Source organism: Micromonospora inaquosa (genome assembly GCF_003857055.1).
GTDB classification, from domain to species: domain Bacteria; phylum Actinomycetota; class Actinomycetes; order Mycobacteriales; family Micromonosporaceae; genus Micromonospora; species Micromonospora inaquosa.
Window position 1 is genome coordinate 1 of record NZ_QGSZ01000218.1, and the last position, 23,700, is coordinate 23,700.

At 68.1% G+C, this 23,700-nt stretch carries 23 protein-coding genes and 1 pseudogene; 12 read left to right on the forward strand and 12 right to left on the reverse strand.

From position 1 onward, the window contains the following. Positions 1-123: 123 nt before the first annotated feature. The gene (locus tag DLJ59_RS17360) at positions 124-1,656 is read right to left on the reverse strand and encodes an MFS transporter (RefSeq protein WP_124773686.1); all 1,533 of its coding nucleotides are present in this window, start codon (positions 1,654-1,656) and stop codon (positions 124-126) included. 125 nt (positions 1,657-1,781) lie between these two features. Here DLJ59_RS17360 and DLJ59_RS17365 point away from each other — a divergent pair, with 125 nt between their 5' ends. After that, on the forward strand, positions 1,782-2,609 hold the full coding sequence (locus tag DLJ59_RS17365; protein ID WP_124773687.1) for a helix-turn-helix transcriptional regulator: 828 nt from the start codon (positions 1,782-1,784) through the stop codon (positions 2,607-2,609). A 26-nt stretch (positions 2,610-2,635) separates the two neighbouring features. Here the strand turns inward: DLJ59_RS17365 and DLJ59_RS17370 are convergent, their stop codons facing one another. The 7 genes from DLJ59_RS17370 to DLJ59_RS17400 all read right to left on the reverse strand — a co-directional run bounded on the left by DLJ59_RS17370 (position 2,636) and on the right by DLJ59_RS17400 (position 9,783). After that, positions 2,636-3,835, reverse strand: coding sequence for an NAD(P)/FAD-dependent oxidoreductase (locus tag DLJ59_RS17370; protein WP_124773688.1), 1,200 nt, complete (start codon positions 3,833-3,835; stop codon positions 2,636-2,638). Further along, positions 3,835-4,260 (reverse strand): ester cyclase, encoded by a 426-nt coding sequence (locus DLJ59_RS17375; RefSeq protein ID WP_124773689.1) that lies wholly within the window; start codon positions 4,258-4,260, stop codon positions 3,835-3,837. The genes DLJ59_RS17370 and DLJ59_RS17375 overlap by 1 nt, the downstream gene beginning before the upstream one ends. 9 nt (positions 4,261-4,269) lie before the next feature. Continuing rightward, positions 4,270-4,962 (reverse strand): antibiotic biosynthesis monooxygenase family protein, encoded by a 693-nt coding sequence (locus DLJ59_RS17380; RefSeq protein ID WP_124773690.1) that lies wholly within the window; start codon positions 4,960-4,962, stop codon positions 4,270-4,272. A 53-nt stretch (positions 4,963-5,015) separates the two neighbouring features. Beyond that, positions 5,016-6,038, reverse strand: coding sequence for a methyltransferase (locus DLJ59_RS17385; RefSeq protein ID WP_124773691.1), 1,023 nt, complete (start codon positions 6,036-6,038; stop codon positions 5,016-5,018). A gap of 130 nt (positions 6,039-6,168) precedes the next feature. Next, entirely contained in the window at positions 6,169-8,358 is a 2,190-nt protein-coding gene (locus tag DLJ59_RS17390; RefSeq protein ID WP_124773692.1) for an aminotransferase class III-fold pyridoxal phosphate-dependent enzyme, read from the reverse strand. Positions 8,359-8,362: 4 nt separating this feature from the next. Continuing rightward, positions 8,363-8,560: a ferredoxin gene (locus tag DLJ59_RS17395; protein ID WP_124773693.1), complete on the reverse strand. Its 198-nt coding sequence runs from the start codon at positions 8,558-8,560 to the stop codon at positions 8,363-8,365. Positions 8,561-8,595: 35 nt separating this feature from the next. Continuing rightward, entirely contained in the window at positions 8,596-9,783 is a 1,188-nt protein-coding gene (locus tag DLJ59_RS17400; protein WP_124773694.1) for a cytochrome P450, read from the reverse strand. Positions 9,784-10,158: 375 nt separating this feature from the next. Between DLJ59_RS17400 and DLJ59_RS17405 the strand changes: the two genes are divergently transcribed. The 4 genes from DLJ59_RS17405 (at position 10,159) to DLJ59_RS17420 (ending at position 13,434) form a co-directional block, all read left to right on the forward strand. Continuing rightward, positions 10,159-10,743, forward strand: a complete 585-nt coding sequence (locus DLJ59_RS17405; RefSeq protein WP_341869606.1) for an NADPH-dependent FMN reductase — start codon at positions 10,159-10,161, stop codon at positions 10,741-10,743. Next, positions 10,740-11,534, forward strand: a complete 795-nt coding sequence (locus DLJ59_RS17410; protein WP_124773696.1) for a maleylpyruvate isomerase family mycothiol-dependent enzyme — start codon at positions 10,740-10,742, stop codon at positions 11,532-11,534. Before DLJ59_RS17405 ends, DLJ59_RS17410 begins: the two co-directional genes overlap by 4 nt. Before the next feature lie 102 nt (positions 11,535-11,636). Next, on the forward strand, positions 11,637-12,272 hold the full coding sequence (locus DLJ59_RS17415) for an NAD(P)-dependent oxidoreductase (protein WP_124773697.1): 636 nt from the start codon (positions 11,637-11,639) through the stop codon (positions 12,270-12,272). Positions 12,273-12,792: 520 nt separating this feature from the next. Continuing rightward, positions 12,793-13,434 carry a response regulator transcription factor gene (locus DLJ59_RS17420; RefSeq protein WP_244236080.1) on the forward strand — a complete coding sequence of 214 codons (642 nt, stop codon included), beginning with the start codon at positions 12,793-12,795 and terminating at the stop codon, positions 13,432-13,434. Between the two features lie 145 nt (positions 13,435-13,579). Here the strand turns inward: DLJ59_RS17420 and DLJ59_RS17425 are convergent, their stop codons facing one another. Further along, positions 13,580-13,930 (reverse strand): DoxX family protein, encoded by a 351-nt coding sequence (locus DLJ59_RS17425; protein ID WP_124773698.1) that lies wholly within the window; start codon positions 13,928-13,930, stop codon positions 13,580-13,582. An 80-nt stretch (positions 13,931-14,010) separates the two neighbouring features. On the opposite strand from DLJ59_RS17425, the gene DLJ59_RS17430 reads away from it, so the two are divergent. Continuing rightward, positions 14,011-14,502: a MarR family winged helix-turn-helix transcriptional regulator gene (locus tag DLJ59_RS17430; RefSeq protein WP_208648738.1), complete on the forward strand. Its 492-nt coding sequence runs from the start codon at positions 14,011-14,013 to the stop codon at positions 14,500-14,502. 221 nt (positions 14,503-14,723) lie between these two features. On the opposite strand, the gene DLJ59_RS17435 is transcribed toward DLJ59_RS17430, so the two are convergent. After that, positions 14,724-15,353 carry a transposase family protein gene (locus DLJ59_RS17435; protein ID WP_244236081.1) on the reverse strand — a complete coding sequence of 210 codons (630 nt, stop codon included), beginning with the start codon at positions 15,351-15,353 and terminating at the stop codon, positions 14,724-14,726. A gap of 196 nt (positions 15,354-15,549) precedes the next feature. Here DLJ59_RS17435 and DLJ59_RS17440 point away from each other — a divergent pair, with 196 nt between their 5' ends. Together DLJ59_RS17440 and DLJ59_RS17445 are read left to right on the forward strand one after the other, a co-directional pair. Further along, the gene (locus DLJ59_RS17440; protein WP_244236082.1) at positions 15,550-17,238 is read left to right on the forward strand and encodes a hypothetical protein; all 1,689 of its coding nucleotides are present in this window, start codon (positions 15,550-15,552) and stop codon (positions 17,236-17,238) included. A 78-nt stretch (positions 17,239-17,316) separates the two neighbouring features. Then, positions 17,317-17,460, forward strand: a pseudogene (locus DLJ59_RS17445) (transposase); the annotation flags it as partial. A gap of 454 nt (positions 17,461-17,914) precedes the next feature. On the opposite strand, the gene DLJ59_RS17450 reads toward DLJ59_RS17445, so the two are convergent. Next, complete coding sequence (locus DLJ59_RS17450) at positions 17,915-18,436, reverse strand: hypothetical protein (protein WP_124773700.1); 522 nt, start codon at positions 18,434-18,436, stop codon at positions 17,915-17,917. Positions 18,437-18,829: 393 nt separating this feature from the next. After that, complete coding sequence (locus DLJ59_RS17455) at positions 18,830-19,726, reverse strand: DUF1707 domain-containing protein (RefSeq protein WP_124773701.1); 897 nt, start codon at positions 19,724-19,726, stop codon at positions 18,830-18,832. Positions 19,727-20,273: 547 nt separating this feature from the next. Between DLJ59_RS17455 and DLJ59_RS17460 the strand changes: the two genes are divergently transcribed. From DLJ59_RS17460 to DLJ59_RS17475, 4 genes are all read left to right on the forward strand, one after another. Further along, on the forward strand, positions 20,274-20,537 hold the full coding sequence (locus DLJ59_RS17460) for a NucA/NucB deoxyribonuclease domain-containing protein (protein WP_244236083.1): 264 nt from the start codon (positions 20,274-20,276) through the stop codon (positions 20,535-20,537). Between the two features lie 68 nt (positions 20,538-20,605). Next, positions 20,606-21,136 carry a hypothetical protein gene (locus DLJ59_RS17465; protein WP_124773703.1) on the forward strand — a complete coding sequence of 177 codons (531 nt, stop codon included), beginning with the start codon at positions 20,606-20,608 and terminating at the stop codon, positions 21,134-21,136. 704 nt (positions 21,137-21,840) lie between these two features. Then, complete coding sequence (locus tag DLJ59_RS17470; RefSeq protein WP_124773704.1) at positions 21,841-22,503, forward strand: ABC transporter permease; 663 nt, start codon at positions 21,841-21,843, stop codon at positions 22,501-22,503. Next, a complete protein-coding gene (locus tag DLJ59_RS17475; RefSeq protein WP_124773705.1) occupies positions 22,503-23,699 on the forward strand; it encodes a betaine/proline/choline family ABC transporter ATP-binding protein in 1,197 nt (398 codons plus the stop codon). The genes DLJ59_RS17470 and DLJ59_RS17475 overlap by 1 nt, the downstream gene beginning before the upstream one ends. Position 23,700: the final 1 nt, after the last annotated feature.

A 23,700-nucleotide genomic window follows, 5' to 3' on the forward strand; every position in this document is an offset into this window, starting at 1 on the left:
TCTACGCGGTCATCCGCGAGCTGCAACGACTCCTCGCGACCTGGACCGGCGCCTGCCTCACCTGCCACCAACCCGTGAAGCCGTTACACCGCAACAAACGCCACAGAACCTAACAAAGCACTACTAGTGCGGGCCACCGCCGGTCGCCCGGATCCGGCGCAGCGTGACGGCGGCGATGATCGCGGTGATCATCAGCAGCACCGCGCTGACCACCGCCGCCAACCGCATACCGTCGGTGAACGCCCGCTCGGCGCTTTCCAGCAGCGCCGGGCCGAGTCGGGCGGACACTTCGCCCGCGGCACCGAGGGTGGACCGGGCCGCCTGCACCGCGTCCGCCGGCACCCCCTCCGGCGGCACCACGTCCCGCATCTGCTGCCGGTAGATGGCGGTGCTGATGCTGCCCAGCACGGCGATACCCAGGGCGATGCCGAGTTCCTGCGCGGTCTCGGTGATCGCGGACGCGGCACCGGTACGCGCCGGCGGCGCCGCGGCGACCACGATGTCCACGCCCAGCGCCAGCACCGGCATGATCCCGCCGAACAGGAGCACCAGCCCGGCCACCACGTACCCGACGCCGGAGTCGTCGTTCGTCCGGCTCACCACGAGCAGCCCGATCGCGGCGACGACGAGCCCCAGGGTGGTCTTTGCACCCGGCCCGATCCGGCGCCCGACGATCGGCGTGACGATCGTGGTGACGATGCCGATGAGCAGCGGCGGCAGCATCCACAGCCCGGCCATGATCGGCGACTGGTCGGCCACCAGTTGCAGGTACTGCGCGCTGAGGTAGCCCACCCCGCCGACCGCCACCGCGCCGATGGTCAGGGCGAGCACGGACACGCTGACGGTGCGCAGCCGGAACAGGTCGAGGTCGAGCAGCGGTGCGGCGACGGTCCGCTGCCGGCGTAGGAACACGGTGCCGAGGACGAGACCGACCGCGACCGTCACCAGCGGTGTGACGGTCAACCCGTCCTCGGCTACCCGCTTCAGCCCGTACACGATGCTGAGGATCGCTCCCAGCGCGGTCAGCGCGCCGAGCAGGTCCATGCGGCCCGGCAGCGGGGCGCGGTGCTCGGGCAGCAGCACCGGCCCGAACGCGAGCAGCAGCACCATCACCGGTACGCCGATCAGGAACGTCGACCCCCACCAGGCCACTTCGAGCAGGGCCCCGCCGATCAGCGGTCCGACCGCGGAGCCGGCCATGAAGCTCATGAACCAGATCGAGATGGCTGTGGTGCGCTGGGCCGGGTCGTGGAACATGTTGCGGATCAGCGCCACCGTCGACGGTGCCAGCGTCGCGCCGGCGACGCCGAGCAGGGCCCGAGCGGCGATCAGCGTCTCGGCGTTGGGCGAGAAAGCGGCGACCACCGAGGCCACTCCGAATGCGGCGGCGCCGATCAGCAGGAGCAGGCGGCGGCCGATCCGGTCGCCGAGGGTACCCATGGTGATGAGGAAGCCGGCGATCAGGAAGCCGTAGATGTCGACGATCCACAGCAGTTGTGCGGCGGTGGGCCGAAGGTCCGCGCTGATCGTCGGGGCGGCCAGGTGCAGCACGGTCAGGTCCATCGAGACGAGCAGGGCGGGTAGAGAGAGGATGGCCAGACCGAGCCATTCCCTGCGCCCGGCCCGTGCCGGAGTGACTGTGTCGGTTGTGCTCATGGCTTCCTTCACGCGTGCGACGTTGCCGGGCAGAGCCCTCATCGTCTGGTGGAAAGCGCGTGCTCAGGGAGGCCGGGTTGATCGTATCCCCCGTGGTGCCACCCTCGGCTGGCATACTTGACCGCATGTTGGCGGGAGAACTGGGGGCCTTCCTGCGCAGCCGCCGAGAGGCCGTACGCCCCGCCCAGGTCGGACTTCCGGTCAGTGCCGGCCGGCGTACCCCCGGTCTGCGCCGCGCCGAACTCGCCACCCTCGCCGACGTGAGCGTCGAATATCTGGCTCGGCTGGAGCAGGGTCGGGACACCCGACCCTCGGCCAGGGTGCTGCGAGCGTTGGCGCGGGCGCTGCTGCTCAGCGAGGAGGACACCGAATACCTGCACCGGCTTGCCGCGGTCACCTACGGCATCGAGCTCGGCCCCCGTACCCGTGATGTCGTGCGTACCGTCCGGCCTACGGTCCAGGCCGTGCTGCGCCAGCTCGAGCCGGCGCCGAGCTTCGTGGTCAACCATCTGGGCGACCTGCTGGCCTGGACCGGGGCGTACGAGCGGCTGGTCGGCCCGCTCGGCGTGCTCGACGGCGACCCGCCGAACGTGCTGTGGTTCACCTTCGTCGACGACCGGGCCCGGACCGCGTACCCGGACTGGGAGACGGTCGCCGACGAACACGTCGCCGACCTGTACGAGCTGCGCTGGGGCGATCCCGCGGTGGACGAGTTCGCCCAGAGGCTGGCACGCCGGGCCGGCGAGGCGTTCACCGAGCGCTGGCAGCGGCGGCCGCTCGGCAGCCGGCGGACCGGAGTCCGCGAGCTGTCCCACCCCGAGCTGGGTACGCTGCGACTCTCCTTCGAGATGTTGCAACTGTCCGATCCGGAGCTGCGGCTGGTGATCCTCCTGCCGGCGGAGGAGCAGACCCGGGTCAGCCTGGAGAAGCTCCAGACCGACCTCGGGTCGTAGCCGGGGGCCGCAGGTTAAAGATCAAGTTAGTCCCGCAGCGCCGCGACGGTCTCGTCCCAGCCGGCGCCGCGCCCGATGGCGCTCCGCAGCCGGATCACCGCGCGTCGCTGGTTGAGGCCGAGCGCGCCGATCACCCGGTCACCGCGGCGGTACAGCGCCAGGAAGGCGTCGGTGTCCGGTCCACCCCGGACGAACGCGGTCTCCTCGCCCGCCGGCAGACCGACGAACTGCACCCTGTCCCCGTTCCAGTCGGACCAGAAGTACGGCACCGTGGCACAGGACCGCCTGCCGTCCGGGTCGACCGCGTTGCGGGCCGCGACGGTCGCCTGCTCGGCTGCCGTGGTCCAGTTCTCCAACCGCATGACCTGCCCGAACGTCGGGTTGAACCAGCGCGCCACGTCGCCGGCGGCGTACACCGAGTCGACCGCCGTGGACAGCGTCTCGTCGCAGACCACGCCGTCGTCCAGCTTCAGTCCGGAATCGGCGAGCCAGTCGGTGGCGGGTACCGCGCCGAGGCCGACCACGACCAGGTCGGCCGGTAGCTCGGTACCGTCGGCGAGCCGGACCGCGCGGACCCGTTCCTCGCCGACGAGATCCGCCACCGGGCCGCCGCAGCGCAGGTCGACGCCGTGCCGGCGGAGCACGTCGCCGAGGACCGGGCCGAACTCGGCGCCGACCGCCCGCAGCAGCGGTGCCGGCGCGGCCTCCACGACGGTCGCCGCGACTCCTCGCCGCCGGGCCGCGCAGGCAATCTCGGTGCCGATGAACCCGGCGCCGACGATCACCATCCGGGTGCCCGGCACCAGCGCCGACCGGATCGCCCTCGCGTCATCGAGCCCACGCAGGGTGTGCATGCCAGCCATTCCGGCTGTGCCGGGCAGCGGGCGGGCAGCGGCCCCGGTGGCCAGAACCAGGGCGTCGTACCGGATCGGGGTGCGGGCCACGGTGACCGTGCGGCCATCCGGGTCCAGGGCCGTCGCCGGGGCGCCGAGCCGCAGGTCGACCCCGAGGTCGACACGCAGCGAGTCCTCGGTCCGGAAGTACGGCGTCTCGGGTTCCTCCGGACCGTCGAGGAACTCTTTGGACAAAGGCGGCCGGTCGTACGGCAGGTGTGGTTCGGCGCCGATCAGCGTGATCGGGCCGGTGTAGCCGATCAGTCGGGCCGCCTCGACCGCGCGCAGGCCGGCGAGGGACGCCCCGACGACGACGAGACCTGCGGTGTCCACTAGTGCTCGGGCGGGGAGAGCAGGCCGAGCTGGCTGAGGAGGCTCATGTCGTCGGTGAGCCCCCACCGCTCGACCACCTGGCCGGCGACGAACCGGAAGATCTCCACGCCGCTGACCTTGAAGCTTCGGCCGGACGGTGGCACCCCGTCGAAGTCGCCCTCGTGGGTCCCGGACACGGTGAAGGCCATCGACACGTGGTCGTCGTTCGCGGTCAGGTACCGACGCTCCAGGCGCAGGTCCGGGAAGGCGGTGCTGAGGGTACGGAAGAAGGCGAGGAAGCCGGCGCGACCCGGTCCCTGGCCCGGGGCCGGGTCGTGGTCCACGGCCCCTTCGGCGAACAGCGCGTTCACCCCGGCGTCGACGTCACCAGCGTTGATCGCCTCGATCGCCCTGCTCAGGGTGGCCTCGTTGGTGGCACGGGTCATCGGATCCTCCTAGCCGACCGGGGCGGCCGGGACCGCGGAACGGGAGTGGACGGGTCGGTACGTGTTGGCCCGGCGCTCGGTGACGATGGTGTCGGTGAACGCCCGGATCCGCTGCACTTCCTCCGGTCGCTGCGACTCGGGCAGGTGGTGGAAGGCGTCGTAGTGCTCCTTGCTCTCCCACTGGGCGTACAGGATGATGAACGTCCCGTCGACGCCCCGGCAGATCGCGTGCGCGCGGTAGCCGGGCACGGTCATCAGCCACTCGTCGCGCTGCCCGAGGGCGTCGACGAGGGCCTGTTGGTTCTCCGGCGCGCACTCCATCACGATGATCACGGTGTGGTCGTCGCGGTGCGGGCCGATCTCGAGGTAGCCCTGGTCCTCGTGGTGCTGGACGAAGACCGCCTCGGTCTTGAGCAGCCGCACCGAGGTGGCGATCTGCTGGAACAGGGGCACCACGTTCTGCTGGTACCTGGCCCCGGCGTAGCGCGCCTCCAGGTCGGCCAGGCTGCGCCACTGCACGTAGTTCGCGGTACCCGGCGAGTCGACCGCGCCGTGCACGGTCGACGAGACCCAGCCGGGGTAGTCGGCGCTGTCGACGATCGCCTTCATCTCGTCGACGATCCGCTCCTGCTCCTCGGCGGTGTTGCAGGTGAACATGTTGAAGACGGCCAGGTACCCGTCTCCGGCCCTGATGAACGGCATCTCGAATTCCTCTCCTGGTGTCCGTACCGGTCCCGGTGGATCCCCGCCCCCGCTCAGGCCCGGGTGGCCTCGACGACGCTGCACAGACCGCCGCTGACGATCCGCGACAACTTCAGCCCGACCTGCTGGAACAGCGCATCGAACTGGGCCCCGCTGCGCTGGCGGCCGCCGCTGATCACGAGCATGTCCAGGTCCATCAGCTTCACCGTCAGCGACGGGTTGGTGTCGTCCGGCAGCACGGCCTCGATCAGCAGCACCCGGGCGTCGGGGGCCATCACCTCTCGGATGTTGGCCAGGATCTGCCGGGACGGCTCGTCGTCCCAGTCGTGGATGACGTTCGACAGCACGTACGCGTCGCCGTCGGCGGGCACCGCCTCGAAGAAGTCGCCGGCGACGAGTTCGGCACGGTCGCGTAACCCGGCGGCGTCCAACGGCGCACCGGCGTCCTCGATCACCTCGGGCTGGTCGAACAGCACCCCGCGGGCGGGCGGCACGGCGGTGAGGATCTGCGCGAGCAGGGTGCCGTGGCCGCCGCCGACGTCGACGATCCGGCGGAAGCCACTGAAGTCGTACGCGGCCACGGTCGGCGCGATCACCTGGCGGGACAGTTCGGTCATCGCGTTGTCGAAGATCTCGGCCACGTCCGGGTTGTCCCGGAAGTGCTCCCACACCTCGACCCCGTGGATGTCGGCGAACGCGGGCTCACCGGTGCGGACGGTCTGCGCCAGGCCGTCCCAGGTGTGCCGGTCGGCCGGCAGGGCCACCCAGCGGGCGAAGTTGCGCAGCGAGTGCGGCGAATCGCTGCGCAGCGCCTCGCCGACCTCGGTGAGGGCGAAGATGCGGTCGGGCAACTCCTGGAACAGACCGACGTCGGCGCAGGCGCGCAGCAGCCGGTAGAGCGTCTGCTCGTGCGCCCCGACCGCGTCGGCAAGGTCCTTGACGGTCCGGGCACCGGAGCCGAGGTGGTCGGCCACGCCCAGCTCGGCGGCAGCGCTCACCGCCGACGCCATCCAGCTCGCGGTGGCCAATTTGAGCACCTGCATGGCCGGTGGGAGTTCGGTGTTCTCGACCTGCATGACAGGTACGCCCTCCTTGTGTCGAGCCTCGGCCGGGGTGTCGGGCCGGGGTCTGTCGTGGTTCGTGGCGGTCGCCGGGTGGCCCGGCAGTCGGTCGCCCACGGGCGGAGCCGCCGCGGGCACCGGGGCGTCAGGACCGGGTGGACGGGGCGCGGCGGACGTCCCCGGCCTGCACCTGGCACGTCGTTGCCCGGCCCTTGAGCAGGCGGCCGAGCAGCGGCGACTTCTGGCCCAGCAGACAGCCCAGGGCGTGCCGGTAGATCATCGGCGCGGTGAGGCCCCGGGTGCCGGCCTCGATCCGGGCGGCCAGGTCCTTGAGGTCGAGCGGGTCTGCCGCGACCCGGTGCCGGATCGCCAGCAGTGGCACGTACACGTTGCCGCGCTGGAAGATCAGGTCCGCCAGGGCGAGGGTGAGCAGGGTGTGCGGGACCGAGCCCTGCGGGAACGACAGCCCTCGCCCGGCCATGGTCAACCGCATGTGCGCGCCCCGGCCCGCGACCGGGCCGAGCACCTTCGACTCCCGGCAGGTCGCGTCGAGCGCGGCACGCAGTTCGGCGTACGCGCTCTGGAGCCCGGCCACCGTCTCCGGGTCCATCGCCCGCAGGGCGTGTACCGAGATGTGCGCGCCGAGGTTGTGGTGGTGCGCGTGCCGCAGCCGGGTCACCTGCTCCGGGTCGGTCTCGTTGGCCTGCCGGTACACCTCGTCGGAGACCATGACCACCGCCGCCGGCATGGTCATGTCGCTGATCGTCTTGCCCAGGCTGACGACGTCGGCCCGCCGAATCGCGTCCTGGTGGGCCAGGTAGTGGGTGCCGCTGCGCCAGCCGCCGGTGAGGACCTCGTCCACGCCGACCAGGTAGCCCAGCTCGTCGCGGAGCTGGTCGATCGCGGTCAGCAGTTCGGTCGGCAGCATCCGGCAGGATGCACCCTGGATCAGCTCGAACCACACCAGGGCCAGGTCGCCCTCGCGGGCCACCCGCTCGAACTGCGCCACCGCGTCCGGCGCGAACGGATCCAGATAGACGAGTTTCGCGTAGTACGGCCGGAACGCGTCCTCGACCGACTCCGTCTTCTGCGGGCCGTACTTGCTCAGGTTGAGTGAGAACAGCGTCTTACCGCCGTAGTTGCCCCGGAACGTCAGCACGGTACGGCGGGCCGGCCGGGCCAGGGCGGCCAGGGTCACCGCCAGGTGGTTGCCGATGGCCCCGCTGACCGACGGGAAGGCATGCGCGAGTCCGGTCAACCCGGCCAGTTCCCGTTCCAGGTCGACGAGGTAGTCGTGGTCCGGGTCGTGCCGCTGGAGCACCTCGGGTACCAGGTCGGGCGGGTTGTGGCCGCGCAGGTTGCTGCCGAAGCCGCCGGCGCAGTCGATCACGTCCCGGCCGTCGCCGACGGTCAGCCGCCCGCCGGCCGCCCGGCGTACGTCCACGTTCAGGTTGAACGTCTTGGCCATGTCGGCGACGGTCGGGTTGATGTGTCGACCCCAGTACTCGACAGTGGTCGCCGGGTCGGCCTCGATCTGCGCCATCACCTTCCGATGCCGGTCGTTGATCACGCCTGCCCGGTCGAGCACGTCCAACACCACCTCGGCGCAGACGACGTTGCCACCATAGGTGGAGGTGTGCGCGAAGCAGTCGGTGTGGTTGCGCCAGATCTTCTGCGCCTCGTCGGCCATGGTCAGCGCGCCGAACGGCACCTGCCGGTCGGCCATGGTCTCGCCGAACACCACCGCGTCCGCGTCGATCGGGTTGGCGAAGATGTCCGGGCCGGTCAGCTCCAGGTCGCCGCAGCACAGGACGACCATCCCGCCGCCCTGCCGGCAGTCGCGCAGCAGTTCCCGCAGCCGGGGGTCATCCAGGTCGGTGTCCGGTTCGCGGACCACGATCACGCCCGTCCACGGGGTGCCCGCGTACCGGCGGGCCGCCTCGTCGGCGGTCGCCGCGCTGACCACGTGCGGGATCAGCGCGGCGTCCGTACCCGCACCGAGGGGATCCATGAAGTCCTGGTACCGGTTCCGCGGATCGAGCAGCAGGACCCATCCGCCGTTGTCCCGCCCGTCGCGGACGGCGGTGTGCCGGGTCAGCTTGATGGCCGCGGACAGCGCCTCCAGACCGGAGCTGAGCAGGTAGCTGACCCGTGGGCCGTGCGGTCCGACGTGCACCAGGTCGTCCAGCAGGTAGCCGAGCTTGGCCGCCGACGGGTTGACGTAGTTGCTCGCCATCAGGAAGTTGCAGCGCTGGTCCCGATTGAGCCGGGCGATCAGGTCGAGGGTACGCGTGGACGCGGGACGGAACACCGATTGCGCAGCCGTGGCCGGCATGGCGTCAGCCCTCCAGCTTGAGCGCGGCGACCGGGCAGGTGAGCACGGAGTTCGTGGCGGGCGCCCGCTGTTCCTCGGGAATCTCCCGCCCCTCGAAGTGGAAGACCAGGTCGCCCTCGTCGTCGATGAGGAACAGCTCCGGGGCGGCTGTCTCGCACACGCCATGTCCCTCGCACCGGTCGCGGTCAACGGTAATGCGCATCAGGACCACCTCGCCAAGTGGATGTTCGGGATCTGTCAGGTGTGCAGAGTCGTGGGCAGCGCGGCCAGGCCGCGGATGGTGTTGTGGCGGCGCCAGGTCGCCTCCCCGACCTCGATGTGCTCGACCCGGGCGGCCAGCTCGTGCAGGAGCGCGTGCGCCTCCAGCCGGGCCAGACCCTGGCCGACGCAGCCGTGGATGCCGTGCCCGAAGGCGAGGTGGCTGGCCACGTTGTGCCGGGTGACGTCGAAGGCGTCCGGGTCGGTGAAGACCCGCTCGTCGCGGTTGGCGGCGGCGTACAGCAGGAACAGGCGGCTGCCGGCCTGCAGTGTCGTCCCGTCGGGCAGCTCGTGGTCCTTGGTCACCAGCCGGCAGAACCCGCGGGCGGGGGTCTCCAGCCGGACCACCTCGTTGAACGCGGCAGTGATGAGCGACGGGTCGGCGCGGACCTTGCGCCACTGCTCCGGGTTGTGCCCGAACAACCAGATCGCGCTGGCCAGCGCGCTGACCGTGGTGTCCAGCGACGGCACCAGGAAGTCGCCGAGCAGCACGGACAGCTTGCTCGCTTCGACCTCGCCGGAGTCGACCGCCGCGACCAGGTTGGCGCCCCAACTGTCCGAGCGCAGGTTACGTGAGGTGGCGAGCTGGTCGAGGAACTCCCACAGGCCCTTGAGCACCGGGAAGCCGCTCATGGTGCGCTCGTTCATCGGTCCCAGCGCATTGAACCCGGCGGAGGCCCAGGCGAGCAGGTTGCCGGTTTCGTTCTCGGGCCAGCCGAGCAGGTCCGGGACCATCGAGACGGGGAACTTCTGCGCGAATTCCGGTACCGCGTCGAACGAGCCGCGCTCGACGAGCTCCTCGACCAGCACCTTGGCCTTGTGCTGCACGTGATCCTGGTGCTGGCGCAGTGCCTTCGGGGTGAGCTGCCGGCCGATGACCCGGCGCAGCCGGTCGTGGTCCGGCGGATCGCTGCCGATGGTGCCACCGGCCATCACCCGGTTGAGCTCCTCGCTCAGTCCGACGCCGGACCCGGAAGAGAAGGTCTCGTAGTCGTGCAGCGCGGCGTAGACCTCGGCGTGCCGGGCCATCGCCCACACCTGGTACCTGCTCAACCAGACCGCCGGGCCGAGGCCCCGTAGCGCTCGATAATTGTCGTACGGGGCCAGCACGGATTCGTCGGAGTAAAGGTCGACGTCGGATGTGGGGGTTGCGGTCGCGACAGTCACATCGAGCAGCCTTCCCGGTTTATCGGACTACGGCGGCGGAACGCGCAATGCGAGACTTCAGAAATGCGAGGAACCGGTCGGTAACATACCGGCGATGGCCAATAGAATTGCCGGTACCAGTTTTCGGGGAAGTCCTCGGGGCGGTCAAGGCCGCGATCTTCAAGTCTTGGCGAAGTTTCGTCGGGTTGATGTCAACTCCGCGCCAGCCATGCCGATGACGTAGCGAAGGTCGCCCTGTCAGTGCCAGCCTCAGCGGGGACTGGCTGGACCGTGGGGCGGTCCACAGAATACGTGGGGAGGCGTGGGGCACCAGCATGACCGGTGCCCACCCGCCAGCAAGATCCATCAAGGGGGACGGCAATGTCAGGAAAGACGTTGAGATTGGCGATCATTGTTGGCAGCGTCCGGGAGGGACGCTTCGGCCCGATCGTCGCGAACTGGATCACCGAGCAGGCCCAGCAGCACGGCACGTTCAAGGTGCACCTGGTCGATCTGGCCGAGGTCGACCTACCGCTCGTGCTCGGACCCGAGCCACCGGCGATCGCGACCACCGACACCCGGCCGGCTGCGATGGCCGAGCTCACCGCGGCACTCAACGATGCAGACGCATTCATCATCGTGACTCCGGAATACAACCACAGCTTCCCCGCGTCGATCAAAGCGCTCATCGACTGGCACTACACTGAGTGGCGGGCCAAGCCGATCGGATTCGTCTCGTACGGTGCGATGTCCGGTGGCCTTCGGGCGGTCGAGCAGCTACGTCTGATCTTCGCCGAGATGCACTCGGTCACCGTGCGCAACTGCGTCAGCTTCGCCAACTACTGGGAACTGTTCCAGGAGGACGGCACGTTGGCCGACCCGGAGCCCGCGCAACTGGCCGCGAGGGATCTGCTCAACCAGCTCGGCTGGTGGGGTGAGGCCCTGCTGGACGCGCGGACCGAGAACCCGTACCAGCCATGACGGGGCGAGTCGACCAGGCAATCGCCGCTCTGCGCACCGGACACCAGACCCTCGCGGGGCTGGCGTCCGGATTCACCGAGCCGCAACTCACCGGCAGATCGGCGGCGAGCGAGTGGACGATCGCCGACGTGCTGAGCCACCTGGGCAGCGGCGCCGAGATCATGCTGGCCGCGCTGGACGCCGCGCTGGGCGATGCCGACGCGCCCGAGCCGCACTTTCGGGAGTCGGTCTGGGATCGGTGGAATGCACTGTCCCCGCGGCGGCAGGCCGACGACTTCGTCACGTCCAACGAGGTTCTGGTGCGCCGGTTCGAAGGGCTCGACCGGTTGCGGCGCGACAACCTGCGGAGCGACCTGGGGTTCCTGCCCGAGCCGGTGGACGTGCTCACTCTCGCATCGTTGCGGCTCAACGAGTTCACCCTGCACACCTGGGACGTCGCGGTGGTGTTCGACCGGGCGGCGACACTGGCGCCGGAGGCGGTCGAGTTCCTCTTCGAGCCCCTGCGGCTGCTCATCGGTTGGATCGGCCGCACCGACGCGCTCGGCGGTGACCGGACGGTGCTGACCGTCCGGACCACCGACCCGGACCGCCTGCTCGGCCTCGATCTGGGCGAGACGGTGAGCCTGGTGACCGCGCCGGCGGACCCCGCACCGGTGCTCGACATTCCGGCGGAGGCCTTCCTGCGGCTGACCGCCGGACGTCTCGCACCGGAGCACACGCCGGCGGGCATCTCGGTCGACACCGCCAGACTCACCCTCGACGACCTGCGCAAAGCGTTTCCCGGCTTCTGATACCGCGTACTCGCGACAGTGAGTACCCGTCGTGTCGGGGCGATGGGTCGTGGCCCGGCATGAAGACCATCGACTCGTTGCGCGTCATGAGATCGGAGTGCCATGAGAATCGCCGTTGTGGGAGCAAACGGCCGGACCGGTCGGCTGGTGGTCGAACAGGCACTGGCCCGCGGTCACGGCGTCACCGCCCTGGCCCGTCAGCCACAGCAGTCGTCGCGGCGGGACCAGCGGCTGACCACCGTCGAGGTGGATGTGCTGGACCGGGGCCGGGTGGTCGACGCGCTGTCCGAGGTGGACGCCGTCATCTCCACACTCGGAATCGGCACCTCACGTGAGGCGACGGTGACCTACTCGCAAGGCACCGGCAACCTGCTGCATGCGATGGGCCTGCACGGCACCAAGCGCATCGTGGTGGTTGCCGCCTCCCCGGTCGGACCTCGCCAGGACCAAGCGGCCTTCGACCGGTACGTCGTCATGCCGATCCTGGAGCGCTTCTTCGGCGCGACGTACCAGGACATGCGGCGGATGGAGGCACTGCTGGCCGAGAGCGGGACCGACTGGACTTCGCTGCGTCCGCCCCGGCTGGTGGAGAAGCCGCCGGTGGGCGGGTACCGGATCAGCCCCGGGCGGCCGCTGCCGAAGGCCCGCACCCTGACGTACGCCGACCTGGCCACCTCGCTGATCGACGCGTTGAACCGGGACGACCTGAGACGCCGGGCGGCGTACGTCGCCAACTGACCTGCCCCGCAGGCGCCCCGGCCGCGTACCGTGTCGTGCCCCCCGCACGCGCGGCCGGCGGCGACGCCCTGGACGGGGCGACCGGTCTGCTGCAGTACGGCGGGCGCGAAGGGTGACGCCGAGCCGACGTACGACCTTCGGCACCAGGCCGGATAGGCGCTACAAGAAATTCGCAGAGCGCTGGCGGCACATACCGCTGGGCATTCTCGCCGAGCCGGGTACCAGCAGTTCAGAGCAGCACCGCCGCAATTGTCGATTTTTTGACTGCCGAGTTGCAGAATGGCAACATCCCAGTCATTGATAGACATAATTGACAGGCTCGCGTAAACATCTGTAGGGTCGGAGCAACTTCCACGAACCGTAAAAGGTCATGATTGAGGGAGAAATGCGGCAGTCATCGAACTTTCTCGAGCTCGACGAACGCTGTGCTTGTGAAGGGGAAAGGCCGGTCCCAGCGGAGGGGGACCGCTCGGAGAACCGACGAAGCCTCACTGGCCAACTCACCCGCCAGAGAGTACTGGTGGTGGAGAACAATCGGGCGGAGGCCGAGACGCTCGCGCGCGGACTGCGCCGGCACGGCCACGAGGTGGCGAGCGTCGATTCCGGCATGGCCGCGCTGCAGGCGTACGACGAGGCGGACATCGTCCTGCTCGACCTCGAGTTGCCGGACCTGGACGGGTTGGAGGTGTGCCGGGGCATCCGGTCCGCCTGCGACACCCCGATAATCGCGGTCACCGCCCGCGGCGCGGAACTCGACCGGGTGCTCGGCCTCCAGGCAGGTGCCGACGACTATCTGGTCAAGCCGTACGGATTCCGCGAACTGCTGGCCCGGATGGACGCGGTCATGCGCCGCATCCGGCCCCGGGCCCAGGTCGCCCGCACGATCTGCCACGGGCCGCTGGAGATCGACGCGAGCGCACGGCAGGTACGGCTCGGTGGCCGCCCGGTCGACCTGACCCGCAAGGAGTTCGACCTGCTGCACCTGCTGGCGTCGCACCCCACCACGGTCATCCCGCGTAAACGCCTGATACGGGAGATCTGGGGTGACTCGTGGTCGCGGCGGACGGTCGACACGCACGTCGGGACGCTGCGGAACAAGCTCGGCGCCAGCAGTTGGGTGGTCACCGTGCGCGGCGTCGGCTTCCGGTTCGGACACGGGTGACGGCGGACCGGCATGGGCGGGACATCCGCCAGCGGCTAGGGAGCCGGCCGGCGGCGCGGACCAAGGCCTCCGGGCCTCCGGGCCGCCGGCCGCACCGCGCGTCCGCCGGTGGTCCGGAGGCCCCCCGGCGGACACGGGACGGCAGTCAAACGGTAGCCAGACCCAGGACGAGCGGGACGGCCGAGATCACGGTGAACACGGCCGGCATGGGGGCGTTCTTGGCGTCGTTCGCCCGCAGGTGGGAGATGACCGCACCAAGGAAGAACAGCACCACACCGACCGCCGCGGCGATGCCGAGCGGGCGAAGGAAGATCCCGATCAGCAGGCCGGCGGCTCCGAGCAGTTGCAGGGCCGCGAGCACCGGGAACATCCGTTCCGGAACCCCGACCCGGACCAGGGTCTCGACGACGTCCTTCTGCCGGACCAGCTTGTTGCGCGCGGTGAACACCAGCAGGGCAGACACCAGGACCGCCGTGACGATGTAGGCAATATTCATGGCTCTCCACTATCGAAGTATGTCGGTCATTGAATGCTATCAACAGTCTCGATGGTGTGGATAGTGCGAATCCTGTTACCGTGCTCGATGTGGAACGATCCGGCCGAGGCGACCCGACGAGCCGACTCAGCCTGTTGCTGGCCAAACGCGGCTCACTCACCGATGCCCGGCTGCGTACGGCCCTCGGCGCGAACCGGTTGACCCCCCGGCACACCATGGTGCTGACCTACCTGGGATCCGAGCCGGCATGTCAGCAGGTCCTGGTCGACCTGCTGGAGGTCGATCCGAGCGTGCTCGTGACGATCCTCAACGAACTGGAGCGCGCCGAGCTGATCCACCGACGCCGCGATCCGTCCGACCGGCGCCGGCACATCGTCGAGATCACGCCGAGCGGCGGTCGCACCCTAAATGCCCTCGAAGCCACGTTCACCGAGGTCGAGGACGAACTCTTCGCCGACCTTTCCGCGGCCGAGCGGGACACGCTGCGGGAGCTGCTGAGCCGGGTCACAGCCGGCCCCGACGCATGCCCCGACAAGGGGCTCAAGGACAAGCAGCGCATGGAGCGCCAGTAGTGCTCGATCTGGCTACCGGCCCCACTTCTCGGCGGGCCGGCAGCCACCGGTCGGCTTGCCGTAGATCCGCTTCCCGTCCGGGCTCGCATAGCAGTGCCCCAGTCGGTCTCCGGGCGGCTTCCCGTTGCGAGTAGGCGATCATCAGCAGATCTGAGCGCCGAGCCGCGCGTCGCTGGTAGGTCATCCATTACGCAACGTCACCATCGGAACGTCGACCGGCCCTACAGGGCGCTGGGAATGTCGATCAGCCGATCAGCGGGAGGTCGGCTACTCCGACGCAGCTCTGTACGATCAGTCGTCCCGGAATCTGCACCGGGGTGCACCTGGGCCCCGGTCGGCCCACTGCCGCGCAGTGTCCTGCCGTCGACCGCGATCACTCGTCTGCCGGCCCCGGTCAGACCCGCCCGGCTGAGCAGCCAGCGGCACACCGCAGCATCGAGGGCGTCGGCGTCGATACCGGTCAGTATCCGGGACAGGGTGCTGTCGTCAGACACCCGCCGGGCACGGGTGAACGCGTCGCGGGTTGCACCGAGACAGTCCCACGCCGCGTCCGGCAGGTCGGCGGCCCATTCGACGATCTCCACGACGCGGCTCGATCCCGAAACCACCGTCGCGATCGCGATCGCGAGCAGTCCCTGCAGCGGATGGATCCGGCCGCCGGCGTCCCGTGGGTCCGGAACCCGGGTGAGGGCCTGCAGCAACCCTGGCGTGTCCTGTTCCGACAGCGGCAAGATTCGCCGCTGCACCGATCGCGACTCCTGCATGACACGACGACTTTGATAAACAGCGTAAGGCCCGGCCACCTGAACGACATTGGTCGATGCCTTGACTCTATGCGCCGCCCTGCTCATGATTTACTGCGGCGGTTCAAAAGTGAGGGTAGATGTGATGACGCAGGTAGAGCCACCGGCAGAAAGCCCCACATCAGCCGTCACGCTCAGCGAGCTCGGACAAACTGGCCGACTCGCACGTGCCAGTCGAGGCACGAGGGACTGGCTGACACGTGGGGACCATCGGCGGGAACTGAGTATCGCGAGCCTCGGCTCGGTGCTCCTCGCTGTCGCGATGATCTGGCTGATTCCGCCGTACGCGGTTCGCGTGCTGACTGCCGGCGCCAAGACGGTGCCGATCGCCGACCCGGCCCACACCATCGTCGGTGACGTGGGTGACCCGACGGCCCAAGCATGGCTGGTGGGATGGGGTGGCCACGCTCTCACCCACGGTCTGCGTGGCCTGTGGGATACCAACGCTTTTTATCCCGACACGTACGGCCTAGCCCTGAACGACAGCCTGCTCGGCTATGCCCCGGCAGGGCTGATAGGCAACGGTGTAGTCGGCGCCGTGCTGCGCTACAACATCCTGTTCGTGCTGGCTTTCGCGCTCGCCTTCCTCGGCGGCTACGCGCTCCTGCGCCAGCTTGGCGCGAACAAGGTCGCCGCCGCGGTAGCCGGGGCCGCCCTCGCCTACGCGCCCTGGCGCTACGGCCACGCCGGCCATTTGAATATTCTCTCCACCGGCGGTATCACTCTTGCCCTGGCGATGCTGGCGCGCGGCCACGGACTCTCGTTCACCCGCGGCTACCTTGCCGAACGAGTCCGGCCGGGCTGGGCGTTCGCTGGCTGGCTGGTCGCGGCCTGGCAGGTCAGCCTAGGCTTCGGCGTGGGGCTGGGCTTCGTATACGTCCTCGCCGCCCTCTGCCTGATCACACTGATCGCCTGGCTGATCCACCGCCCACGCCTCAACCGCCGGCTGATCGTCGGTGATCTGATCGGCGGGCTGGTCTTCACCGCGGTGACCGGATACTTCGCGTACGCGTACCAACACGTGCGCGAGCTCAACCCAAATGTCACCCGGGACTGGGACTACGTCGCGTTTTTCTCCCCGACACTGCGCGGGCTTCTCGTGGCGCCGCAGTCCTCGCTGCCCTGGGGCACCCTGCACAACGACGCCCGCACCGATCTTGGATACGCATCGACTGAGAAAGTGCTGCTATGCGGGTATGCACTGTATCTACTGGCCTTCGCCGGCCTGTTCCTATCCCGCTGGTCACCGGTGCAACGGCTTCTGCTGCTGTTTGGGGCAGTCGTCGGAGTGTTGCTCGCGCTGGGCACGAACGGGCCGATCTACCGCCTGCTCTATCTTCACGTGCCCGGGTTCGATGGATCCCGTACACCGGGCCGGTTGATCTTGTGGCCCACTCTCTGCCTGGCCATCCTCGCGGCCGGCCTGGTGACCCACCTGGCCGAGGTGGCTCGCAGAGGCGCCAAGCCGATGTGGTCGGTGAGTGCGGCACGGCTGCTGACCGTTCCGTTGCTGGTCCTCGTGCTAGCTGAGGGCCTGCCTGACCTGGACCACCCCCAAACCCCAGCCGAACCGGCCGCGATGGCGCTAGCCTCCGCGCACGCTCCGATCATGGTATTGCCGTCCAACGACGGCATCGACCTCAACGTCCTACTTTGGTCGACCAACGGTTTTCCCACCATGGTCAACGGTGCGGCCAGCTACACCACACCCAACCGTCAGGCGATCCGCGACGTTATGGCGACCTTCCCCAGCCAGGCGGCCTTGGATCGGTTGCACCAGCTCGGCATCCGCAGCGTCGTCCTGCTGCGCGACCGGGTCCACGGTACCCCGTACGAACCACTGCTTGACATCCCCGACGTACCCGGCATCACCCGCCATGACGTCGGGCCAGACGTGGTCTACACCATCGACACCAACACTAAGAACCCCTGACGAAACGATGGTGGGCGTGTCCGCGGGACACGAGGATCGTTCTGGCTGAACGTGAGGAGGGGTGAGCAGCCGCCGTGGATCGTCTCGGACGAACTCTGGGCCGAGATCGAACCACTGTTGCCACCCCGACCACCACGCCGGCACCGGTTCCCCGGGCGTGAGCCCCTCGACGACCGCAGAGTGTTGTGCGGGATCCTGTTCGTGCTTCACACCGCGATGCCGTGAAAGTACCTGCCCTAGGAGTTGGGGTTCGGCTCTGGGATGACCTGCTGGCGCAGGTTGATGCTTACGCGGGTAAGAGGTTGGAGGAGTCAGTCCAAGGGGCTTGAACCCCTGCACCGCTGGGTGCTGGCAGATCCACACTGGACCCGGCGGCCCCTTGGCCTGGATCGCGTTCCTCGATGCCTCTCGACGTTTCGCATGCGTTGTCGCTGTCGGCTGTGTCGGATCTGTGCCCGATGATCTCCGGATACCACCCAGCGCACCGACGGTGGTCTGGGTCCCGGACGCCTGCCTTGCAAAGGCGGATCGATGCAGTTAACGCTCGCGCATCTCGCTGACTTCTCGCTGACGGGGGCCTACGAGTCGGGCAATTCGGCATTAGCCGGGTAGACCATACTCCTGCCTAGGGAACCAGGTCGCAAACGGCAATGGCATCGGGGGCGCGTAAGGACATTCAGGATCCGGTCGTCTGGTATCTGCGGAGCGCAGCTTCGGCGAGCTGGAAGAGGTACTCATCGCCGCCGGGTTCGTTGCCCTCCTCCTGGACCACCACCAGAGTGGTTCCGATCCGGACGAGTACGCTGTCGCATTCCAACGTGCCAGAACCGGACGTCGCGCTGCAGCTGACGTGAATACTGTCATCGCCCAACAGCGGCCCTGGCGCCACTGCAAAGCGGTGCCTGTCGCCCACGCCAAGGCCGGACGATACGACGACGGTGGGGCAACGGCCGATGAAGTTTCGCAGGTCGGTCATTGCTCGTCGTGCGCCGTCATCGGCGTAGGCCCTGAGGACTTCGGTTCCCACCCAGAGCCAATCGGGATCCGCGTCATAGCTGAGGGTGGCTGCGGCCATCGCTGACGGAGTCCCGGTGAGCCGCCTGGCCGACAGCAGCGGGATCACGCCGTCCGAACAGGACACGTCGACACCTGAGCGCTGATCTCCAGCGTCCGACGGCATGGCTGTCGCGATCTCCACAGTGAATCCGGGCGGCACTGACTCCGTGGACACCAAGCGTGCGGACAGCGTCGCGGAGTAGCCGGATCCGCCTGTCGCCGGTACTGCTGGGAGAGTCGGCCTCGTGGCTGTGGACGAACTGGTCGCCGGGGCCTTGGAGGGGATCGTGTCGCCCGCTGATCGATCCGCGGTATGAGCCGTTGGGGAACCACACGCGGTCACCATGCACACGGCCACTACCGCGACTAACCTACGCAACCCCATCCGGAGCACCGGCAGACCACCTCCCGCGCGAGCCGCGTCAGGCTACCAGCGCGCGTGACACTGTCAGCTTGGGTATCGCCTTGATTAACATTCGGAGATCGCGACGATTCGTCGTATCGCGATTCGAGGCTCTGCGGTTCATGATGGCGGTCAGCGATGGAGGATCTCGACCTGGATCGCACCGCCGAGCACTCCAGCGGGACAGATCGCCACCAGGGCGGTCACCACGGCAAGGAGGATTCTAGGCCCACGCTCCATGTCCGGGTTGAGACGGTAGACCGCCGTCGCCATGAGCAGCAAGCCGGGAAGCATCATCAGGAAGGAAGGCCCGCCTTCGGCGGCGCTGGTCGCCCCGGCCATGAGCGCGAACGCGATCGCGAGTAGCCACAGGTCGCCGGGGCGAGGCGGCGCGACCTTCAGGTCGGTGACTCTGAGCTTGAGTGCGTCAGCGAGCTCGCCGCGAGTTCGGGCGGCGTGGACGGCGACCGTTGCATCGGTCATCCCGTCAAGTGTCATCTCGCCTGCGTCGACTCGCGCGGTAAGCGTCGCCAGAACGTGCTCCTTATCCCGTTCGGTGATCAACTTCTGGGCGATCGTAGCGGCACGCCTGGCATTCTCGGCGACTGCGGGTTCGAACGCGTCTCTGTCGAAATAGGACATCTGGTCCGCCCGCACGAAGACAACGTCATGCGCTCGTAGGGGCAACAGCTCCGAAACTGTCCAAGAGGTTCCTCGTCCAGCCCCGTTGAGCGGCCGAAGAGTGATCTGCGGCTGACCGTCCTCGATCGTGATGTCCTTGACCACGTAAGGCTTCCATCGGCGATCGCGCATGCCGCTCGGTCGCTGCGCGATGCTGAAGTCGCGAGGGCTCGGTGCCTGTCGACCACCCGCCGTGGTCACCTGGCGGGTGGGGTTGTCGGTGCACGGATGCTTGGGCCACGGCGGTCCCAGCTCATCGAAGAAGACGCGGCTGCCCTGCTCGTTGGCGTAGAAGTAGACCGACGCGCCGCAGAGGGGGCAGCGGGCGTTCGGGCTGATCCACCCCACCGCACTGCTCGACGGCGTTGATGATGATGGTCTCGGGTAGGTCCGCCGAGGCGGCGCGGAGGACCGGGCCGACGAACGGCTCACGTTGTGGGTGGCTACCCAGTGCCGGGTACCGCCCGAAGTTGTTCGCCAATGCCCGCGACGACGGTACGTCGTCACCAAATCACCGCCAGGCGCTGCGTCAGCATCGCTGCAGGATAGCCACCGGCGCCGTCGAAGCCGCTAGCGGCTGGTCATGTTCCCGGAGGCCATGTAGGCGGCCACGAGGTTGGTTGGGGTGCATCCTCATCCAGGTCGTTACGCAGCTGCGTGGCCAGCGTGATGGTGCCGTCCTGTGGTTCGGCGTCGAGGTCGGCGAGGGCTTTGGTCAGGGCCCGCAGCAGGGTTCGGATCGACGACGCTTTGCACAACGTCGCACGCACCTTCCCGTCATTTGTAGGCAAGAGCCCGCCTGGGGGTACAAGGCGCCGCTGGGCCCAACCAACGACCGCTGCACCGACTCGTCGATGAGACCCTGCGAGGCAAGAACCGGGATTACGCCGCCAAGGTGGGCGTCGACGTGTGGGCGATGGCGCCTCGAAACCCTAACCTCAACTGTGACGAGTACCCCTTCGCCTCCACAAGGGAGGGCACCTACACCGGCAGCGCCTCCACCGGCGACCCCGAAGGCTGGCGTACATGGCGCGGCTCAGCCCGACTCATCGGCGAAGTGGACAACCAGGAATCCGGAAACCTCTACGTGAACATCCGGTTCTACCAGGCCGATCGCATCCTTGATCGCGATCCGTTCTTCGTCGCCATCGACGGCTAATCGCAGCTGAGGAGTTCCCAGCTCGCATAGAGGTGGGGCCCCCAGCGCGGTTCGAAAGGAGCCAAGCCATGCCGGCCGTCGTTGACGCTGTCATCCCCAGCGACAACGGACTGTTCCTGGTCCGAGACGTCAATGCCGAAAGCTTCGAAGCTCGGCTGGCGGCCTTTCAGGCGTCCCGCATTCCCGGCACCCGCCGCGGACGTCTCTGCGCTGCCGCTGGCGGCATCCTCCTTGTGCGCGGTGCACACCAGATGAGCCGGCCCAGGGTCCGCATCGAGGTCCTCGACACCATTCCCGCCGAAGAGCCGCCCTGGCACTGGGAGGCGAGGGCCACCATGGAAATCGCCACGCGCCAACTCGTCGTGGAAGCGGATCCGAGCTTTCCGCTTGACGTACCGGCCGTCGACCTACCCGGCGGTCCGGGTCGCTACGGAGTCGTGCTCGGACACACCGGCCGGCCCGAGGTGCAGCAGGAGGCCGCCAGAGTAAGCGCGGCGAACCTCTCGGTCTCATCCGACGACGCCCTCGCCAACTGGCGGAGCCTCGACGGCATCGAGCAGTACCTCATCCGGCTCTGGCCCGACCACCGAGACAGGTAATTGGCTGACGGGATCGATGTTTTGGCCGTCGCTGGGTTCTACGGGACCCATTGCCCGTCCCCGCATTCTTACCCAACCGCCTCACGCCAACTGAGCCAACAGCCCGCCATAGTCAACAAACGACCAACGAAACTCCTGACACGCCCGCCGAGGCGAAGACAGGCGAAACGCCACACCTATAACAGCGATACGTGGAGCAGCAGGCGAGTGCCGGTTGAGCGAAAGACTCAACCGGCACTCGCCTGCTCAATTCTCGGCAAGGTTCCAAAGAACGCCGAACTACACCAGCAATCCTGGCCATCCACGTCGGCCACCGTGATGGCTGACCGAGCAGACCGAACCCACTCCGAGTGGCCCAATCGCCACCGGACTTCGAGTCGGCGGCCCGCCCGACCCACGGGCAAGCAGATCCCGCCAGCTTGCCCATCCTGGATCCTTCAAACCGGCCACCCTGACAGAGACATGAAACCCCATTGTGGAGCACCGCTACCAGGGCGATTGCGGGCACCACACCCTCACAACCCGTCCGTCGATCCGGCAACGCAACAGCGCCAATCGCCGCTTGGCCCGCGAACACTGGACCATCGAGAACAACGTGCACTGGATCCGCGACGTGACCTTCGCCGAAGACGTGACCGGCAACCCGGCCACCGGTCAGGGGGCCTCGTCAAACGTGAAAATCCATCGGTTAAACTTGCTCGTCAATGACCTTCCTCGACTACATCTCCGGCGTGCCCGCATATCTGGAACGAGAGTGGTCTGACCTACTCGAGCTGACCTTCGAGCATTTGCTTGTGGTGCTCGTCACAATCGTGTTGGCGACTGTGATCGCGCTCGGGTTGGGCCTGGCAACTTATCGCAATCGGAACGGAGCCAGAGCCGTACTCACGGTGACCGGCACGTTCCTGACCGTCCCGTCGTTCGCCCTGTTCGGACTGTTCATACCGATTTTCGGTCTCGGGGCCGTGCCCACGGTCGTCGCATTGGTGCTGTACTCACTGCTTCCCATCGCGCGCAACACGATCACTGGGCTGCGTTCGGTCGATCCAGCTATTGTCGAATCGGCGCAGGGCATGGGGCTCTCCCGCCGCCAACGGCTGCTCCGCATCGAGCTACCGCTCGCCTGGCCGGTCATCATGACCGGCGTACGCGTGTCGACCCTGATGATCGTTGGGATCGCCGCCATCGCGGCCATCGTCAACGGGCCCGGCCTCGGTGGTCCGATTTTCCAGGGGCTCTCGGCGATCGGCACCCAGCGCGGCTTCAACCTTGCCTTCACCGGAACCCTATTCGTGGCGATGCTGGCGCTGCTGCTGGACGGCCTCCTCGGAATGATCTCCAAGTTGACGACATCGAAGGGGCTGTGATGCCTGAGCATGAACAAGGGACCGCTACGGCGGCGTCCATTCGCCTCGAGTCGTTGACCAAGCGCTATCCGGGTCAGGCCGAGTCGGCCGTGGACAACATCACCATGGACATACCGGCAGGCGAGATCGTGGTTCTGGTCGGACCCTCTGGTTGCGGCAAGACCACCAGCCTGAAGATGATCAACCGGATCATCGAGCCGACCTCCGGACGCATCTTCATCGACGGCGAGGACGTGACCCACGTCAACGCTGATCAACTACGCCGCCGGATCGGCTACGTCATCCAACAGGTCGGCCTGTTCCCGCACATGACGATCGCCGAGAACATCGGCATGGTGCCCGGGCTGCTCGGCTGGAGCCGGGCCCGGATCTCCGAGCGTGTCGACGAACTGCTGGATCTGGTGGGCATGGAACCGTCGGCCTACCGTGCGCGGTACCCGAAGGAACTCTCAGGCGGCCAGAGCCAACGGGTCGGGGTCGCCCGGGCGATGAGCGCCGACCCTCCGGTGCTGCTGATGGACGAGCCGTTCGGCGCCATCGACCCGATCACCCGCGAGCGTCTCCAGAACGAGTTCCTCCGCCTGCAGAGCAACATTCGGAAGACCATCGTCTTCGTCACCCACGACATCGACGAGGCGATCAAGCTCGGCGACCGGATCGCGATCCTCAGGAAGGGGTCGAAGATCGCCCAGTACGACACTCCCGAAGCGATCCTGACGGCTCCGGCCGACGACTTCGTCGCGGACTTCATCGGCTCGGGGGCATCGCTCAAGCGCCTGAGCCTCAGCCGCGTCCGAGACGTGGAGCTCAGCCAGTGGGCAGTCGGTCGGCTCGACGACGATCGGGCACACCTGCGCCAGGCGCTCACCAACAGCGATCACGGGTCGCTGCTGTTGCTCGACGAGAACCAGCGGCCGGTTCGCTGGGTCACCGGCCATGACCTGACACGGTCGGGCGAATCCCTCGATCGGGTGGGGCTTCCCGCGGCGGCCACCGTGGAGCCGCACGCCACGCTGCACGACGCGCTCAACGAGATGGTCACCTCGCGGGTCGGGTGCGCGATCGTCGTCGACGACCAGCGGCGGTACCAGGGCATCGTCGACATGCGCACAGTGATGCGCGCCATCGACGAGATGCGGGAGAGTTCCCGGGCCCGGGACCGGGACACGGCAGGCCAGCCCGCGGAGGCCGGTTAAG

Bases quoted from the DNA above. Each gene is read 5' to 3' on its own strand.
- DLJ59_RS17465 (WP_124773703.1), top strand. From the start codon at position 20,606: ATGCCGGCCGTCGTTGACGCTGTCATCCCCAGCGACAACGGACTGTTC.
- DLJ59_RS17435 (WP_244236081.1), bottom strand. From the start codon at position 15,353: ATGAGCAGGGCGGCGCATAGAGTCAAGGCATCGACCAATGTCGTTCAG.
- DLJ59_RS17390 (WP_124773692.1), bottom strand. From the start codon at position 8,358: ATGCCGGCCACGGCTGCGCAATCGGTGTTCCGTCCCGCGTCCACGCGT.
- DLJ59_RS17360 (WP_124773686.1), bottom strand. From the start codon at position 1,656: ATGAGCACAACCGACACAGTCACTCCGGCACGGGCCGGGCGCAGGGAA.
- DLJ59_RS17475 (WP_124773705.1), top strand. From the start codon at position 22,503: ATGCCTGAGCATGAACAAGGGACCGCTACGGCGGCGTCCATTCGCCTC.
- DLJ59_RS17380 (WP_124773690.1), bottom strand. From the start codon at position 4,962: ATGCCGTTCATCAGGGCCGGAGACGGGTACCTGGCCGTCTTCAACATG.
- DLJ59_RS17395 (WP_124773693.1), bottom strand. From the start codon at position 8,560: ATGCGCATTACCGTTGACCGCGACCGGTGCGAGGGACATGGCGTGTGC.
- DLJ59_RS17375 (WP_124773689.1), bottom strand. From the start codon at position 4,260: ATGACCCGTGCCACCAACGAGGCCACCCTGAGCAGGGCGATCGAGGCG.
- DLJ59_RS17425 (WP_124773698.1), bottom strand. From the start codon at position 13,930: ATGAATATTGCCTACATCGTCACGGCGGTCCTGGTGTCTGCCCTGCTG.
- DLJ59_RS17415 (WP_124773697.1), top strand. From the start codon at position 11,637: ATGAGAATCGCCGTTGTGGGAGCAAACGGCCGGACCGGTCGGCTGGTG.
- DLJ59_RS17470 (WP_124773704.1), top strand. From the start codon at position 21,841: ATGACCTTCCTCGACTACATCTCCGGCGTGCCCGCATATCTGGAACGA.
- DLJ59_RS17365 (WP_124773687.1), top strand. From the start codon at position 1,782: ATGTTGGCGGGAGAACTGGGGGCCTTCCTGCGCAGCCGCCGAGAGGCC.
- DLJ59_RS17410 (WP_124773696.1), top strand. From the start codon at position 10,740: ATGACGGGGCGAGTCGACCAGGCAATCGCCGCTCTGCGCACCGGACAC.
- DLJ59_RS17385 (WP_124773691.1), bottom strand. From the start codon at position 6,038: ATGCAGGTCGAGAACACCGAACTCCCACCGGCCATGCAGGTGCTCAAA.